This is a genomic window from Gilliamella sp. ESL0441 (assembly GCF_019469185.1).
GTDB lineage: Bacteria > Pseudomonadota > Gammaproteobacteria > Enterobacterales > Orbaceae > Gilliamella.
This window is the reverse complement of record NZ_CP048264.1, coordinates 408,782-423,659: the sequence shown is the minus strand read 5'-3', so window position 1 is coordinate 423,659 and position 14,878 is coordinate 408,782. Positions and strand designations below refer to the sequence as shown.

General features: G+C 33.8%; 12 protein-coding genes. 1 reads left to right on the top strand and 11 read right to left on the bottom strand.

All coding sequences use genetic code 11. The features are described 5' to 3' along the window. Positions 1 to 52 precede the first annotated feature (52 nt). The 11 genes from lon to crp all read right to left on the bottom strand — a co-directional run bounded on the left by lon (position 53) and on the right by crp (position 13,679). The gene (gene lon / locus GYM75_RS01965) at positions 53 to 2,488 is read right to left on the bottom strand and encodes an endopeptidase La (RefSeq protein WP_220216507.1); all 2,436 of its coding nucleotides are present in this window, start codon (positions 2,486 to 2,488) and stop codon (positions 53 to 55) included. Between the two features lie 183 nt (positions 2,489 to 2,671). Next, positions 2,672 to 3,958, bottom strand: coding sequence for an ATP-dependent protease ATP-binding subunit ClpX (clpX, locus tag GYM75_RS01960; RefSeq protein WP_255556809.1), 1,287 nt, complete (start codon positions 3,956 to 3,958; stop codon positions 2,672 to 2,674). A gap of 15 nt (positions 3,959 to 3,973) precedes the next feature. After that, positions 3,974 to 4,576 carry an ATP-dependent Clp endopeptidase proteolytic subunit ClpP gene (clpP, locus tag GYM75_RS01955; RefSeq protein WP_294827491.1) on the bottom strand — a complete coding sequence of 201 codons (603 nt, stop codon included), beginning with the start codon at positions 4,574 to 4,576 and terminating at the stop codon, positions 3,974 to 3,976. Between the two features lie 90 nt (positions 4,577 to 4,666). Next, entirely contained in the window at positions 4,667 to 5,968 is a 1,302-nt protein-coding gene (tig, locus tag GYM75_RS01950) for a trigger factor (RefSeq protein WP_220216505.1), read from the bottom strand. A gap of 108 nt (positions 5,969 to 6,076) precedes the next feature. Next, complete coding sequence (lpxD, locus tag GYM75_RS01945) at positions 6,077 to 7,105, bottom strand: UDP-3-O-(3-hydroxymyristoyl)glucosamine N-acyltransferase (RefSeq protein ID WP_220216504.1); 1,029 nt, start codon at positions 7,103 to 7,105, stop codon at positions 6,077 to 6,079. Beyond that, positions 7,105 to 7,593, bottom strand: coding sequence for an OmpH family outer membrane protein (locus tag GYM75_RS01940; RefSeq protein ID WP_220216503.1), 489 nt, complete (start codon positions 7,591 to 7,593; stop codon positions 7,105 to 7,107). Before GYM75_RS01940 ends, lpxD begins: the two co-directional genes overlap by 1 nt. Before the next feature lie 38 nt (positions 7,594 to 7,631). Beyond that, on the bottom strand, positions 7,632 to 10,055 hold the full coding sequence (gene bamA, locus GYM75_RS01935; RefSeq protein ID WP_220216502.1) for an outer membrane protein assembly factor BamA: 2,424 nt from the start codon (positions 10,053 to 10,055) through the stop codon (positions 7,632 to 7,634). Positions 10,056 to 10,080: 25 nt separating this feature from the next. Then, positions 10,081 to 11,400 carry an RIP metalloprotease RseP gene (gene rseP / locus GYM75_RS01930; protein WP_220216501.1) on the bottom strand — a complete coding sequence of 440 codons (1,320 nt, stop codon included), beginning with the start codon at positions 11,398 to 11,400 and terminating at the stop codon, positions 10,081 to 10,083. A gap of 14 nt (positions 11,401 to 11,414) precedes the next feature. Then, complete coding sequence (locus GYM75_RS01925; RefSeq protein WP_220216500.1) at positions 11,415 to 12,257, bottom strand: phosphatidate cytidylyltransferase; 843 nt, start codon at positions 12,255 to 12,257, stop codon at positions 11,415 to 11,417. Continuing rightward, positions 12,251 to 12,982: an isoprenyl transferase gene (locus GYM75_RS01920; protein ID WP_220216499.1), complete on the bottom strand. Its 732-nt coding sequence runs from the start codon at positions 12,980 to 12,982 to the stop codon at positions 12,251 to 12,253. The genes GYM75_RS01925 and GYM75_RS01920 overlap by 7 nt, the downstream gene beginning before the upstream one ends. A gap of 64 nt (positions 12,983 to 13,046) precedes the next feature. Further along, on the bottom strand, positions 13,047 to 13,679 hold the full coding sequence (gene crp / locus GYM75_RS01915; protein ID WP_220216498.1) for a cAMP-activated global transcriptional regulator CRP: 633 nt from the start codon (positions 13,677 to 13,679) through the stop codon (positions 13,047 to 13,049). Between the two features lie 192 nt (positions 13,680 to 13,871). Here crp and GYM75_RS01910 point away from each other — a divergent pair, with 192 nt between their 5' ends. After that, positions 13,872 to 14,783, top strand: coding sequence for a hypothetical protein (locus GYM75_RS01910; protein ID WP_220216497.1), 912 nt, complete (start codon positions 13,872 to 13,874; stop codon positions 14,781 to 14,783). Positions 14,784 to 14,878 lie beyond the last annotated feature (95 nt).

Sequence of the window (14,878 nt, the reverse complement as noted above, 5' to 3'; positions counted from 1 at the left end):
TTAAGCGAAAAAAAAAGATCAACCAGATGTTGATCTTTTTTAAAATGGGCAATTAATTTAAATGCGTAGGAACTTCAACATTACTCTTTACTTTTTTAATTGCTTTTTTAGCAGGTTGTTTTAAATTCACCTTTTTGGTTACAGGTTCCATCCCAAATGGATTATTTTGAAGTGCGATGGTAATCACTTCATCAATCCATTTTACAGGTCTGATTTCAACTTCTGATTTGACATTTTCAGGAATCTCTTCAAGATCTTTGATGTTGTCCATCGGAATAAGTACCGTTTTAATACCACCTCGATGAGCTGCCAGTAATTTTTCTTTCAAACCACCAATCGGTAATACTTCACCGCGTAAAGTGATTTCACCTGTCATTGCTACATCAGAACGAACTGGATTGCCAGTCAATGTTGAAATTAGTGAAGTACACATAGCGATACCTGCACTTGGCCCATCTTTTGGCGTTGCTCCATCCGGAACATGAACATGAATATCCCGCTTTTCATAAAAATCGCTATTGATACCCAATTTTTCTGCTCGTGATCGTACTACGGTTAATGCTGTTTGAATAGACTCTTGCATAACATCACCTAGTGAACCTGTATAGGTAAGTTTACCTTTACCGGGTACACTAATTGATTCAATTGTTAATAAATCACCACCGACTTCTGTCCAAGCTAAACCTATAACCTGTCCAACTCGATTTTCATTATCGGTTTTTCCATAATCAAAGCGTTTTATTCCTAAAAAATCACCTAAATTACTTTCAGTTACGGAGATTTTTTTCAATTTACTATTTAAAGCCAATTGTTTAACAACTTTACGGCAAATTTTTGCAATTTCTCGCTCTAAGCTTCGAACACCAGCCTCACGAGTATAATAACGAATAATGCTAATAATTGCAGAATCATCGATGTTAATCTCTCTGGCTTTCAAACCATTATTTTCCATCTGTTTTGCAATTAAATGCTGTTTAGCAATATTTAATTTTTCGTCTTCTGTATATCCAGAAAGTCGAATAACTTCCATTCTATCAAGCAATGGAGCAGGTATGTTCATTGAATTTGCTGTTGCAACAAACATTACATCAGACAAATCGTAATCAACTTCCAAATAGTGGTCACTAAATGCATTATTCTGTTCTGGATCAAGGACTTCTAGCAATGCCGATGCAGGATCCCCACGCATATCTGATGCCATTTTATCAATTTCATCTAACAAAAATAATGGATTTTTAACCCCTACTTTTACCATACGTTGGATTAGTTTTCCTGGCATAGAGCCAATATAAGTACGTCTATGTCCACGAATTTCAGCTTCATCACGAACACCACCCAGTGCCATACGAACATAATGACGTCCTGTCGCCTTCGCAATTGACTGACCTAATGAAGTTTTCCCCACACCTGGAGGACCAACTAAGCATAATATAGGACCTTTTACTTTATTTACTCGCCCTTGAACTGCTAGGTACTCTAAAATTCTGTCTTTAACTCTTTCAAGACCATAATGATCTTTATCAAGCGTTTTTTGGGCAGCTTCAATATCCTTTTTGACCTTGCTACGTTTAAACCAAGGAATTTGGATCATCCAATCAATATAACCACGAACAACTGTCGCTTCAGCAGACATTGCTGGCATCATCTTAAGTTTGTTCAGTTCAGCTAATGCTTTTTCTGTAGCCTCTTTTGGCATTTTTGCTTTAGTAATTTTGGTTTTTAGCTCGTCATATTCATCAGGCTTATTATCAATATCACCTAATTCTTTATGAATAGCTTTGATTTGTTCATTTAAGTAATATTCTTTTTGCGCTTTTTCCATTTGTTGTTTAACGCGCTGACGAATATTTTTTTCAACTTGCAACAGATCTATTTCAGCTTCCATCATTGCAATCAGCAATTCAAAGCGTTTTTCGAGATCCGCTGTAACCAAAATTTGTTGTTTCTGTTCAACTTTTAAAAATAAAGTGGCTGCTATCGAATCTGAAAGTTGTGATGGCTCTTTAATTAAGCGAATAGAATCAACAACTTCTTGAGTAATCTTTTTGTTAAGTTTTGAATATTCTTCAAAATTTGATAATACAACTCGTACCAGTGCTTCATTTAAATTTTGTGCACTTTTTTTCTCTTTGAGTGGCTTTATATTTGCTATTAGAAAATCATCGTCATTATGATCAACAATATCTAATATTTTGGCACGCTCTACCCCCTCAACTAAAACTTTTACAGTACCATCCGGTAATTGCAGTAACTGCAAAATATTAGCAATAGTGCCGATTTCATATAAATCTTCAACATCAGGGTCATCTTGTGATGGATTTTTCTGGGTGACAAGAAAAACTTGTTTATCCATTTCCATTGCGCTTTCAAGGCAACGTATTGATTTATTTCGTCCGACAAAGAGAGGGATTACCATATGTGGGAACACAACAACATCACGTAATGGCAAAATAGGCATAATCATTTGTTTAGTTTGTTTTGTTTTCATTTTGTTCTCTCTAGTAGTACAAACCTATTAGGTAGATATTGGGATTGTTTTGAGATATTCAAGCCTATTTTATTATTGTTTATAATATTTTATTCCTTAATAATTCTGACAATCTTAATTATTTATAATTTTATTTTGATATTAGACTACACTAAATGTTACTAACTGCCATTTTAATAGCAGCTAGTTGTTATAATTAAGCAGAAGCTCAGTATTATCTTTATACACTAATTTAGGTGATTGAGATTTTTCTACTGTTTCCTTTTCAACTATGACTTGTTTAATATTCTTCTCAGATGGTAAATCGTACATGGTATCTAATAAAATATTTTCAACTATTGAACGTAAACCACGAGCACCTGTTTTACGTTGCATTGCTTTTACCGCAATAGATTCAAGTGCTTCATTAGAAAACTCAAGTTCAACACCGTCTAAATCAAACAATGCCTGAAATTGTTTAGTTAACGCATTTTTAGGTTCAGTTAAAATGCTAATTAATGCTTTTTTATCAAGTTCAGACAATGTACCTATTACAGGTAATCGACCTATGAATTCTGGGATTAAGCCAAATTTAACTAGGTCTTCAGCCTCTATTTGAGCAAATAACTCTGATTCTGTTGCCTTATTTTTGATACTTTTTACATTTGCACCAAAACCGATACCAGTATTTGTTGATACACGATTTTCAATTACTTTGTCCAGACCACTAAATGCTCCACCACAGATAAAGAGTATTTTAGAAGTATCAACTTGTAAAAACTCTTGTTGCGGGTGTTTACGACCACCTTTTGGTGGAACTGATGCAATTGTACCCTCAATAATTTTCAATAACGCTTGTTGAACACCTTCTCCAGATACGTCACGTGTAATTGAAGGGTTATCAGACTTACGTGAGATCTTATCGATTTCATCTACATAAATTATGCCTCGTTGTGCCTTTTCAACATCATAATCACAATTCTGCAATAATTTCTGAATAATGTTTTCAACATCTTCACCGACATATCCTGCTTCCGTTAAAGTTGTGGCATCAGTCATGGCAAAGGGTACATCTAAAAAACGAGCTAATGTTTCAGCCAATAGTGTTTTACCACTACCAGTTGGACCAATTAATAGAATATTACTTTTACCTAATTCAACATTTCTTGGATTAGAATAGCTACGTAATCGTTTATAATGATTATATACCGCAACGGATAAGACTTTTTTAGCTCGGTCTTGTCCAATCACATATTCATCAAGATGTGCTCGAATCTCATGAGGAGTAGGTAAAGGTTTACTAACAAACTCTTCATGTGAAAGAAAATTTTTAGTCTCTTCTTTCAAAATATCATTACACAATCCAATACATTCGTTACAGATATAAATAGATGATGGTCCTGCAATGAGCTTACGAACTTCATGCTGGCTCTTACCACAAAAAGTACAATAAAGTAATTTTTCGGAATCTGTTTTGTTCACTTTAACCACCTACCTAGTCTTTTATTAAGATCGTTTGCTATATATGGCATCAACTAAACCATATTCAACTGCCTTTTCAGCAGACATAAAATTATCCCGATCAGTATCTTTTTCAATTACACTTATATCTTGCCCAGTATGCATAGCCATAATTTTATTCAGACGACTTTTTACTTGTAAGATCTCTTGAGCATGGATTTGAATATCTGAAGCTTGACCTTGAAAACCACCAAGTGGTTGGTGAATCATTACTCGGGCATTCGGTAAACAATAACGTTTACCTTTTGTACCAGCTGTTAAAAGTAATGAGCCCATTGAACAAGCTTGCCCTAAACAAATTGTACTGACATCCGGCTTTATGAACTGCATGGTATCATAAATAGCCATTCCCGCTGTCACCACTCCACCAGGAGAATTAATATATAAATGGATATCTTTTTCAGGATTTTCTGCTTCTAAAAATAACATTTGAGCAATGATAAGATTAGCCATATTATCTTCAACTTGACCAGTTAAAAATATAATTCGCTCTTTTAATAATCGCGAGTAAATATCATAAGCTCTCTCACCTCGAGAACTCTGCTCAACAACCATTGGAACTACGCTCATAAATGGCTCTAAAGGCATTTTTATCTCCTTACTAACAAAATAGCCCAAACAGATAATCCTTATTTGGGCTTTTAAATAATCTTTTTAAGATGTATACAGTAAAATAGACTAAGCTACTTGCTGATTCATTAATTCAGAGAATGAACAATTTTTATCCGTTACTTTTGCACTTGCTAATAAAAGATCGACAACTTGATCTTCCAATGCAACCGCACGGATATTATCCATTGCTTTCTTATCTTGACGATAATACTCTATCACTTCTTTTGGATCTTCATAAGCACTCGCAATTTCATCAATTAATGATTGCACGCGCGAATCGTCTGCTTTTAATTTATTGCTTTCGATGATTTCACCAAATAACAATCCAATACTTACTCGTCGTTTTGCTTCAGCTTCAAATAATTCTTTTGGTAGTTCCATAGGCTGTTTTACATTACCACCAAAACGCGATAAAGCTTGTTGACGTAATACATCAATCTCGCGATCAACCATTGCATTAGGAACGTCAATTTCGTTATTCTTCACTAAACCATCAATTACTTGGGTTTTAATTTTGTTACGAATTGTCGCATTAAGTTCACGCGTCATATTTTTACGAACTTCATTACGTAAACTTTCAACAGTACCATCAGCAATTCCAAAACGTTTGATCACATCACTCGTTAATTCTGGAAGTTCAAGTTCTTCGACTTTTTTCAAAGTAGCCGCAAATACAGCTGCTTTACCTTTTAAATTTTCAGCGTGATAGTCTTCAGGGAAAGTTACATTGATTTCGAATTCATCACCTTCTTTGTGACCAATAATCGCATCTTCAAAACCAGGAATCATTCGCCCTTGACCTAAAACGAGAACGAAGTCGTTAGCTTTGCCACCTTCAAATTCTTCACCATCAACTTTACCAATAAAATCTAACGTTACACGATGTTGCTCTGCAGCTGCCTGCTCAGTTGCTTTCCATGTACCTTGTTGTTTACGTAAAGTTTCAATCATGGTTTCAACGTCAGCATCTTCAACTGTTGCAACAGGTTTTTCAACTTCAATTTTATCTAAATTTTTAACTTCAATTTCAGGATAAACTTCAAATTCAACAGTGTAAGTATAATCTTCACCATCTTTATACTGCGTCGGTGTATATGTTGGAGCTCCGGCTGGATTGAGTTTCTCTTTAATAATCGCATCCACAAAGTTTTTTTGCATTAAATCACTTAATGCTTCTTGTAAAATAGAAGCCCCATAACGTTGTTCAACGAGTTTTAAAGGTACTTTTCCTTTACGGAAACCATCAATACGTACTTTTTTTGCAGTATCAATGAGTTCTTTATTAATAGCTTTTTTTATTTCATCAGCTTTAATCGTGATTGACAAACGTCGACTTAAACCTTGAGTTGTTTCTACCGAAACTTGCATCTTTATACCTCGGAATTATTGAATATATTTTGCTCATAAATACATTAAACGTGATAATTGAGCTTTAAAAATTTATAAATAGGCAGGCATTATACCGACCGAAACCGTCTACGTCGAGCTATTTAATAGTTTCTTCTCAAGCGATTTCAAGCGTTTATTCATTTCGTCAATATGTAAAACTAATGAAGCTGTTTTTCGCCAGACTTTGTTTTCCTGCAATGGAATTCCTGACGAATAGACACCCGGCTTCGTGATAGGACGCATTACCATTCCCATACCGGTAACAGTAACTTGATCGCAAATTTCCATATGCCCGTTTATTACACTTGCTCCACCAATTAAACAATGACGACCTACTGTTAGGCTTCCTGCCATGATAACACCACCCGCTATTGCGGTATGATCACCAATAATGTCATTGTGTGCAATTTGACATTGATTATCAATGATAACACCATTTCCAATAATAGTATCATCAAGTGCGCCACGATCTATAGTGGTCGATGCCCCAATCTCAACATTATTGCCTATAACAACTCGCCCTAATTGAGGGATTTTAATCCATACCCCTTTATCATTAGCATAACCAAATCCATCTGCGCCAATGACAGTTCCTGATTGAACTAAACAATTATCGCCAATAATACAATTGTGATATACAGACACATTAGCCCATAATTTTGTACCAGCACCTATTGTTGTATTTTTACCAACAAAACAACCTGCGCCTATAATACAATTATCACCTAATTTTACCCCACTTTCGATAACGGCATTCGCTCCAATAGAGACATTTGAACCTAATTGAGCTGTTTCATCAATAACAGCTGATGGTGCAATATCTTTTGCCGGTACCGGTGTAGTATCAAGAAACTGAGCTAATTTCGCATAAGCAAGATAAGGATTGTTTACTATCAGTGCTGCTCCTTGCCAATATTCCAAACACTCTTCGGTCATTACGACAGCTGATGCTTTACAATTTGATAAGTTATCTTTTAATTTTTTATCAGCCAAAAAAGTGATCTGTCCTGATACTGCACTTTTCATTGATGCTAAACCGGTGATAGTTAAATCACCATCACCGTGTAATTTCGCATCAAGATGCTTTGCTAGTTGCTCTAAACGACAAGCTAACATTAATTTTTGACCTTTTCCAATACTTTTTCAGTAATATCAACGGCATCAGAAGCAGACAATGCAGCTTCAGCTTTTAAAATAAGATCGTATTTTTCAGTTGCTACGATACTTTTAACTGCTTCTTGAATTTTGACTAATAATTTTTCAGCTTCTTCTGTTTCACGTTTACGGTATTCAATAGAAAATGCTTTCGCTTTACTTTCAAAATCAGAAATTATTTTATTTAATTTGTTTTTTTCAGATGCAGAAAGTGTTGGTCCTTCTTTTTTTAGACGAGCATTCGCATCTTTAGCTTTGGTTTCTAACTCCTGCATTGATTTAATTTTTGAATCAAATTCTTTATCTAAAGCCTTACCTACAGTTTCACGTTGAGGCATACGTTGTAGTACAGACATAACATCTATAACACCAATTTTTACTTCTGCACTTGCCATACCTGAAAACAGTATTACTGCACTAAGACCAATAATCGAAATAATTTTTTTCACTTTTTTCACCTTGTGTTTTACGTTATCATAACATGTTATTACCATGTTGAACCTATATTAAATTGGAATTGTTGTGAGGAATCACCATCATACTTCTTAATTGGTACAGCATAAGAAAAGACTAATGGTCCTAACGGAGACATCCACTGGACAGCAAAACCAACAGATACTCGAATATCAGAGAAAGAACTGTAATCAGGAATGTTATGTCCTTTTAAATCCCACTCAGTATCCCAAACAGTACCCGCATCAACAAATAAAGATGTTCGAATACTATCTGAATATTTTTCACCAACAAAAGGAGTTGGTACAATTAATTCCGCGCTCGCAAATGCTAGTGCATTACCACCAACGGAATCTTTCGATTCTGTACATCCAGCTGTATTACTCAAATCAGTACAATAGTCTTTATTAAAATATACTGCTTTAGGACCAACCGTATTTGATTTAAATCCTCTTAGGATTGAAGAACCGCCGGCATAGAAGTTTTCATAAAATGGTAATTCTTTTCCACCAAAACCGCTTCCATAACCTAATCGACCTCGAGTTAAGAACACCCAATTATGATCATTATCGATTGGTAGATAGTATGAAGCATCAGCTACCACTTTATAGAATCGATTCTCAAATATTGGCGCTGTGATTTTGGCATTTGCGTTTAATTTCAAACCTTCAGTAGGAAAGTAACCACGATCAAGCGAGTTATAGGTCCAATTCGCATTCAATAATAAATCATTGGTATTATAAGTCATTGAGTTTTTATTTTTGGTTTTTTCACCCATTGAGTCAAAATAACGCCACATTCCATATTGAGGTCGCATATCTGATAATTTACGATTTGCAAATTCAGTCCCAAAGCGAACAAAGTTATTTTCACTAATTGGGAACCCTAAATTTGCCGCTGCGCCCCATACTTTACTTGAATAGACAGATTCATCGTCATCACTATCTGCTTTATAGGTATTATAATAGACGCTTCCACCTAAACTAACACCATCAATAGTAAAATATGGATTTACAATCGATATTGAAGCGGTTTTATCTGTATCGGTAGTATTGATATCAAATGAAACACTATTACCAGTACCTAACCAGTTATCTTGAGAGATACCAGCATTGAAACTAATACCACTATCAGAACCAATACCTATACCAAGTTTAATACTACCTGTATTACGTTCAGCAACTTTATAAGTCACATCTACCTGATCATCAATTCCTGGAACACGCTGCGTTTCAACTTCAACTGTCTCAAAAAAACCTAATCGATTTAAACGATCTTTTCCTAATTCAACTAATCCATTACTTAGCCAAGCACCTTCCATTTGACGAAGTTCACGACGAACAACACCTTCACTGGTTACCGAATTTCCTTCAATGTTGATATTACGGACATAATAACGTTGTCCAACATCAACTATAACATTCAATTTTACTGTGTGTGCTTTATCATCCATTTCAGGTTGAACAGAGACTTTTGGATAAGCATAACCAAAATTAGCGAGAAGTTGTTTAATTTTATCTTCAATTTCTGTCACTTTTTTGCCACTATAAAGTTCACCAATAGCGACTCGCTCATTAGCTATTTGAGTAATAGCGTCTTTATGTCCAGCAAAATTACCTATAAAGTCTAAGTCAGAGAGTTTATATTGATCACCTTCGTGAATATTGATGGTAACGTAGATACCTTTTTTATCCGGCGTTAAACTTACTTGCGTTGATTCAATATTAAACCGTGCATAACCACGATTTAAGTAAAAGCTTTGTAATTCATCTAAATCAGAAGCTAACTTTTGTTTTTGGTATTTGCGATCACCAAAAAAGTTCCACCACGGCACATGATCACGCAACGAAAAACGAGAAACAAGTTCTTCAGAAGAAAAAGCATTAGCACCCACGATGTTAATTTGGTCGATTAAAGCTGATTTACCTTCAGCCACAACCAGTTTTAGGTCAACTCGATTGCGAGATAATGGCGTTACAACCGCTTTAATGCGTGCATTGTACTTACCAACACTATAATAAAAATCCTCTAGCCCCTTTTCCATCGCAGAAAGCATGGTTCGATCAAGCGCATCACCTTCTCGAATTCCTGAACTATCAAGGTTCTTTTTGAGCATTTCATCTTTGATGGATTTATTACCAGAAAAGCTGATGCTTGCAATTGTTGGACGTTCTTCGACACTGATAATTAAAACATCACCATCACGAGATACAGTGACATTGTCAAAATTACCACTAGCATAAAGCGATTTGATAATATGTCCTACATCAGATTCACTGATATAATCCCCTTCTTGAACGGGTGTTTCAAGTAATGCTGCACCTAAAGTTACGCGTTGCAAACCTTCAAATCTGATGCCTTTAACCACGAATTCATCAACACAAAATGCATTGGAACTGTATACTGCTGTTGTACTAAACAGCAAAGATGCTATAAGTAATTTATTTATTTTTTTCATTGTAAATGTTTATAACCTCATTCCATCACAATCGTAAAACATCATTAAATAGTGCAATTCCCATTATTACAATTAATAAAACAAATCCAAGACGATAAAATCTTTCTTTTGCTTTATCTGATAAGCTTTTACCTGTTATTTTTTCAAAAAATAAAAAAATAAGGTGACCGCCATCTAACATTGGTAATGGAACAAGATTGATTACACCTAAGCTTATACTGATAAATGCTAGAAAATATAAGTAAGGCGTAAAACCATAACTTGCTGTTTGCCCTGCGCTTTTTGCTATTGTTATTGGTCCAGATAAATTATTAAGACCAATAACACCTGTTACCAACTGATAAAAAGAACGAACCGTTAACTGAGTAGTTAACAACGTCTGCTCTAATCCTTTGCTAAATCCTGCTAAAAATCCATACTGCTTAATGATGGCTTCCGAAGTAGGATATAACCCAGCGATACCTTCTCCATTAGCCTGAATTACCGGCTTAAGTTCCAAGTAAAGGTATTGATTATTACGCTCAACTTTTAATCTTATTTGATTACCTTTTTTTATTATAGCGGAAAAATCATTCCAATCTACAAATGGGTGATTATTATAACTTATTATTTTATCACCAACCTGCAATCCTGCTTTTTCTGCCGCAGAATTAGGTACAATTTTACTCATAATTGGATAAATTTCCAGTGTTTTAGGTATAAAACCAAAGGTCTTTATCGCAGATTCTTTTTCAATATCAAAACGCCAATGACTGATATCAACGTTTTTTGAAACTTCTTTTGAGTTATTATAACCATTATTATCGATATAAGTTAATGTAACATTTTTCTGACCAAGAACAGAAATTAATGCTAAATTTACATCATTCCAACTTTCTATGCTAATTTGATTAATCTTTTTTAACTCAGCGCCTGACGGTATATTAACAGTCGACATTGGGGTATTGGGTATCGAACCACCGATTTTAACCGGATAGGTTACTACTCCAAGCATAAAAATAATCCAATAAAGAATAAGCGCTAATATAAAATTGGCAAAGGGACCTGCAAATATAATTGCGGCACGTTGCCAAATTTTCTTCCTATTAAAAGCTTTCTTTTCTTCGTCTGCTGTTAATTTTTTGGTACTTTCATCAAGCATTTTAACATAACCGCCAAGTGGAATCATAGCTATGACTAATTCTGTTCCACTCGAAAACTTATGCGACCAAATTTTTTTACCAAAACCAATTGAAAAACATTCAACATGTACACCGCATAATCGAGCGACGAAAAAATGCCCAAATTCGTGTACAGTAACTAATATACTGATTGTAATGATAAATAACAACAGTGACCAAAGCAAAATCTATAACCTTTTTATAATAAATGCAAAGATAATGTCGCGAAAATAGGAACAGCTGCTGTTAAACTATCGATTCGATCCAAAACACCACCATGCCCTGGAATCAAGTTTCCACTATCTTTTATTCCTGCTTCACGTTTAAACATACTTTCTGTTAGATCACCTAATGCTGACACAAATATAGCAAATAGAGAACTAATAATAAATGTTGTAAAACTTATTGTAAAAAAATTCGTTGCATAAATGATTAAGCTAATCACTACAGCAACAATTACGCCACCTAAAAAACCCTCTAATGTTTTTCCTGGTGAAACTTTTGGGGATAATTTATGTTTACCTAAACTTCTACCAACAAAATACGCACCGGTATCTGTTGCCCACACTAAAACAAAAACATACAGAAGCAAAAATGCTCCGGTATAAGAATTGGTTGGATAATTAATTGCCCTAAGTTGAATCATTCCGATAAAAAAAGGAATTAAAGTGAAAAAAGCAAAAAGCAATTTTGCAATAAAAGAATTACGCCAATATTTTGCACTATTAGGATAACTCAACACTAAAATCAGTGCTAATAACCACCAAACGATTGATAGTGACATGATTGAAATATAAATTTTTGATTTTAGCTCGATGGGAAAAGGTAAAAAATAAAGAATACCCAGAAAAACAACCACCCCTAAAGCAAAAAGCAGTTTAGATTGCTTTTTGGTAAGAGCTAAAAATTGTGCCCATTCAAAAGCAGCAAGACCACAAATTAATATAATAATATAAACAAAAATGGAAAACGGTGCATAAAATAGTGCCACAACAACTAAAGGTAAAAGTATAATGGCAGCAAGTATTCTTTGAATTAACATGTTAGTTCCTCAGTTAAAACAGCACCAAAACGACGCTCTCTCTGATTAAATTCATTAATTGCATTATCAAATTGTGTTTGATTAAAATCAGGCCAAAAAGTATCAGTAAAATAGAACTCAGCATAAGCAATCTGCCACAATAAAAAATTACTTATTCGATATTCTCCACCGGTACGAATAACTAAATCAACATCAGGAAACTCTCCCATGCTCATTTCTGCTCCTATCCTTTCTTCGGTAATTTCATCTAACCTCAACTCTCCATTTTTAACTTTTTGGGTTATTTTATGAACAGATTGCATTATATCCCAGCGTCCACCATAATTGGCTGCAATATTTAAGATTAAACCTGAATTATCTTTGGTCAAAGTTTCTGCTTTGAAAATCATTGATTGAAGTTGATCATTAAAACGTGTTACATCACCAATAATATTTAAACGGATATTATTTTTATGCAAATTTTTAGTTTCTCGATTCAATGCATAAATAAACAACGAAATTAGCGCTGAGACTTCACTTGATGAACGCTTCCAGTTTTCACTGCTGAAAGCGTATAACGTAAGGACTTTTATGCCTATACTTGCTGCGTAAGAAACTATTTCACGCACCGCTTTAAGACCAGCTCGGTGACCAAAAGCTCGTAATTGTTTTCGTTGTTGTGCCCAGCGACCATTTCCATCCATAATTATAGCCACATGACTTGGAATACATCTTTCTTTTGTCACGTTATATCTCGCATAATCTTAATCATTTTATGAATTAAACTAAATACTTTTGCCATTTTTCTAATCAACGTGTTCCATATACAACAATTGTTTTACCATGTGCGGAAATGAGATGCTGATCTTCAAGCATTTTTAAAATACGCCCTACTGTTTCACGTGAGCAACCAACAATTTGACCTATTTCTTGACGAGTAATTTTGATTTGCATACCATCAGGATGTGTCATCGCATCAGGTTGTTTAGCCAAATTCAATAATGTTTGCGCAATACGACCGGCAACATCTAAAAAAGCTAAATTACTGACTTTCTCAGAAGTCACTTGTAATCGACTTGCCATTTGACTTGCCAGTCGCATTAAAATATCGGGATTGACTTGGACAAGTTGCTTAAATTTTTTATACGATATTTCTGCAACTTCACAACTTGTTTTTGCTTTCACCCAAGCACTTCGTTCGGTTCCTTCTTCAAAAAGGCCTAATTCGCCTAAAAATTGACCTTGATTTAAATAAGACAAAATCATCTCATTGCCTTCATCATCTTTTATTAAAACGGCGACTGAACCTTTAACAATATAATAGAGAGTTTCTGCTTTTTCACCTTGGTGGATTAAGGTACTTTTTGCTGGATATTTATGAATATGGCAGTGAGACAAAAACCATTCTAACGTTGTATCCGATTGTGGTTTACCAATAATCATTCAGTCCTCTCTATACTATTTTACAATTTACAACTTGTACACTATAACAAAATTACACAATAAATTATATACTCACAATGAAGATAATCCGCATTTTATTATGGATAAATCTTTGTTATATCACTTATTATCTCTATAATATCAGGACTAAATATTTAAGTTTGATTTTTACACGATTTTTGGAAGATAACGATGAAAAATGGATTGGAAAAACTCTCTTTTTTTAAACTACCTTTTGTTCTCGCACTATCATATGTATTTTTTTCACTGATGATATTTTTATATCAAATTGGTTATAGTTATCACATTGAATTCATTATTAAAAATCATTTCACTTATTTTGTTTTCATAAAATCGATTATAATCCTCCCCTATTTTTTATTCATATTAGCGATTTCAGCTATTACACTTTATAAAATCAATATTCATAACTTTTCACAATTTAATATTATCCTTGTTTGTTTAATCGGATTACTTATCAGTATAGTTCACTATTTTATAAGCTTCGATATACAATGGATTATGTTTGAAACAGATTATGATATTTGGGTAGGCCTTTTCTTTCGAATAGTTCAAGAATGTATAATCTATTGTATTATAGGCTTATTTACCTATTATTTATTAAAAAATATGAAAAATATTTTTAATAAAAATTATCAACCTTTTAGGATTGACAGTCAAAACAGTACCAAAATCCATCGTAATTTATTTATTATCTTTTTCTTCGCTATTCTGATTCAACTCTATTTCTTTATGATTCCAAAGGATACCAATTATTTGCAATCAGACATATCACTTGTATTTTATATAGTAGTAATATTATACATTATTATAAGTACGCCTATTCCTATTTTGATGTTAAAAAATCGCTTCACAAAAACAAGTAATCAGCTTCAAGCAAAACTGATAATTAAATTAGCTTTTTTAGCAAATTTCTTGTTGTTAATTATAAGTCTTTGCTTCTCTCCAATATTTTTTGACATTTTAGTTAAAACTATATTTGGAAATCAAAGATATTGGCTATTGCTCCTTCTAATTTTGATGATTCAATCATTCTTGTGGGGAGTTACTTTAAGAATTCTAACAGGTAAAAAAATGGATTAGTGAATCTAATTTAAACACCGATTAAAACTTTTAAGAATTAATTAGTTGCAAAATATATTGTCTTAATTTTAATTATCATTCAATAAACGTTGTGA

Coding starts and splice junctions, on each gene's coding strand:
- bamA (WP_220216502.1), bottom strand. CDS start 10,055: ATGAAAAAAATAAATAAATTACTTATAGCATCTTTGCTGTTTAGTACA.
- crp (WP_220216498.1), bottom strand. CDS start 13,679: ATGATTATTGGTAAACCACAATCGGATACAACGTTAGAATGGTTTTTG.
- tig (WP_220216505.1), bottom strand. CDS start 5,968: ATGCAAGTTTCGGTAGAAACAACTCAAGGTTTAAGTCGACGTTTGTCA.
- lpxD (WP_220216504.1), bottom strand. CDS start 7,105: ATGTTAGCTTGTCGTTTAGAGCAACTAGCAAAGCATCTTGATGCGAAA.
- clpP (WP_294827491.1), bottom strand. CDS start 4,576: ATGCCTTTAGAGCCATTTATGAGCGTAGTTCCAATGGTTGTTGAGCAG.
- GYM75_RS01910 (WP_220216497.1), top strand. CDS start 13,872: ATGAAAAATGGATTGGAAAAACTCTCTTTTTTTAAACTACCTTTTGTT.
- GYM75_RS01925 (WP_220216500.1), bottom strand. CDS start 12,257: ATGTTAATTCAAAGAATACTTGCTGCCATTATACTTTTACCTTTAGTT.
- lon (WP_220216507.1), bottom strand. CDS start 2,488: ATGAAAACAAAACAAACTAAACAAATGATTATGCCTATTTTGCCATTA.